Source organism: Maribacter sp., from assembly GCF_049667165.1.
Lineage (GTDB): Bacteria > Bacteroidota > Bacteroidia > Flavobacteriales > Flavobacteriaceae > Maribacter_A.
In genome coordinates this window covers 1-2,705 of sequence record NZ_JBATHS010000181.1, presented here as the reverse complement: position 1 = coordinate 2,705, position 2,705 = coordinate 1, and the positions used below count along the sequence as shown (strand labels likewise).

The 2,705-nt window shown below is 44.9% G+C and carries 2 protein-coding genes; one reads left to right on the top strand and one right to left on the bottom strand.

What is annotated here, in order from left to right; genetic code table 11:
• On the bottom strand, positions 1-370 hold a 370-nt coding region (locus tag WBM98_RS09390; RefSeq protein WP_424365762.1), incomplete at its 3' end, for a Mur ligase domain-containing protein.
• 261 nt (positions 371-631) lie between these two features.
• On the opposite strand from WBM98_RS09390, the gene WBM98_RS09385 reads away from it, so the two are divergent.
• Positions 632-2,705 (top strand): hypothetical protein (locus WBM98_RS09385; RefSeq protein WP_424365761.1); only part of this gene is annotated, 2,074 nt, incomplete at its 3' end.

The window sequence follows — 2,705 nt, the reverse complement described above, 5'->3', positions numbered from 1 at the left end:
CATGTAATATCATCGAGGTAATCGTGGTCTTGCCATGACTACCCCCAATGACCACCCGTGTTTTATTCTTCGATTGCTCATATAGAAATTCTGGATAGGAATACAGCGTAACCCCCAATTCTTGTGCTTTCAAAAGTTCAGGATTGTCAGGTTTTGCATGCATCCCAAGGATGACAGCATCCAAACCCCGATGTATTTTTTCGGGAAACCAACCGAAGGTCTCTGGCAGCAGCCCTTTCGCGGCCAACCGCCCCTTCGAAGGTTCAAAGATAACATCGTCACTCCCAGAAATGTGATATCCTTTATGATGAAGTGCTAGGGCAAGATTGTGCATCGCACTGCCTCCAATAGCGATAAAATGTATGCGCATACAGCTTGAATTATGCCATAAAGATAAGGATTGCATTTTAAGAAGCCAGAGCTATACGACGACTTTTACACGGTGAATTATCTCGATGAAATGCAAAAATAATCGATGAAATTCATTGGACAATTAATACAATTTGAACATGTTTTGTAGGATTCACCTTTCTTTTTGCCCTTTTCACAACAATCTTTTCCCCCATAAAATCTACCCCAATACATTTGGGTCCGTAGAAGTTGACAACCAATAGCTTCCAATGAGACTACAATGACCGACCACAATATTCCCTCTTCCATTTTAAAATGGATGTTACTATTCATTTTTATTATAATTTCCCATCAAGTCGATGCTCAATGTGCAGGTTCGGATGCAACCGTCACAGTCTGCGCTAAAGACCAAAACCCGGCTACCAGGACCTATACCTTGTTCGACAAATTGGGAGGCCTGCCAAGCCCTGGAGGTACGTGGGCCACAACCGATCCCGCAAACTATGTAGCTCTTGACCGAACAAATGGTGTTGTGGATCTATGGCGTATCAATTATAGTGGGGTACACCAATTTGTGTATACGAATACGGCCTGCGGGGAATCGGCAACGGTTAGCATAAACCTGGGGGGATACCCAGGCGAAAACAATATAGATGGCAGTGCGAATGCCTGCAGCGATGATTCATCCGTAAACCTACACAGTTTTTTGGGCAGTGAAATAGACGAAAAGGTACAGGATTTTAATGGCCTTTGGGAAGAAGTGCCCGCAGGTGCCACCAACTTTTTGAACGGTTATACTTTTGATGCGTTTCAAGCCGGTCCCGGTGTTTATACCTTTACGTACACCGTTCCTACTGTAGCCAGCTGCCCTAGCCGGCAATCGACCGTGGTTCTGGAAGTGCATCCGGCACCAAACCCGGGCACTCCCACTAGTTTGGTCGTCTGCACCAATGAAGATCTTTCGGCATTGACCAATGTTGACCTTAACGACTACCTGATCGGGGAAGATCCCAATGGTACTTGGTCCGAATCCGGAACCAACCAGCTAAGCGACCTTACCGATCATGAAATAGATGTTCAGGCGATCAATACGAACTTTGGATATGGTACCTACAATTTTAGGTATACGGTTTTTCCGACCCACCCCGTATGTACCAAGTTATTTGCCGAAGTCAGCATCATAATCCTTCCTGCGTTGGATGGTACGCTCTCACCTCCCAATTTCTGCGTGGGAACACCCTATGACGTGCCTTTATCCTATGACAATACCATTCTTCCCAATGGGGAATACCGAATAGAATACCGAATAAATGATAGCGATGGCATCCAGACAGCTTTTGACGATGCCATGCTCAGTGGAGGACAGGGAACACTGCGTGTAAACCCATCCATAGTCGCCCCAAATGAATATGTTACCCTTGATATTATCGGGATTGAGGGCATCAACCCTGTAAGGGATGTTTGTCCGAATATTATCGTACCGCAAGCTACTTTTTTGGTTTCGGATGCCAGTGCCTCGGCTATGGATATTTGTCCCAATACCGATGCAACGATTAGGCTTACGAATGTTTTGGACACTTCAGGAAACCTATCAAACGATATATATAGTATTGCCTATACGAGGACCGATCCAGATAATAATTCCGCGAATTATACGGCACAAAATATCAGCTTTACTAACGGAAATGCCGATTTTGACATTCCTTCTACTAATTTGACTGTTGCTGGTCAATATGAGGTCGCCATTGCTATTCCAAATAGTTTTGATCTTGATTGTATAAGCACAATATTTACCCTGATTCCTGCTCCGGAGGATATTTCGCTCGACCTTGTTGTGGACAATAATTGTGATGCGACGCAAATCGATGTTGTGGTCGATGCCCCGATGCTGTCAGATGGAGGCTATATAGTTACCTATAATGTTACCGAATTGGATTCGTCCGAGGTTGTCGTGAGCAATACGATTGGTTTTAATGGGGGGACGGCCAATTACCTGATCGACATTGCCACCTTACCAAAAGGTAATTATACGGTCGTATTAAAAAGTACACAAAACGATACCACACCCTGTAGAACAACCTTTGATTTTGAGCTTCAGGAAAATTTTGCCATAGGAGGAATTCCTGAAATGCCAGTGGCGGACGCGAACCAGGCTTTCTGCACCAATGATTTTGGTGCTAACGGACTTACCTTGGCCGACCTCATGGTTACCGCGACGGGGGATATCTCCTTTTTTGCCACGGAAACCGATACGATCATTCTTCCATTGACAACGGCACTGGTTGACGGGGAAGACTATTTTGTAACGAGTACGGACCCCAACAATAATTGTGAGAGTTCGGAAAGGATACGTA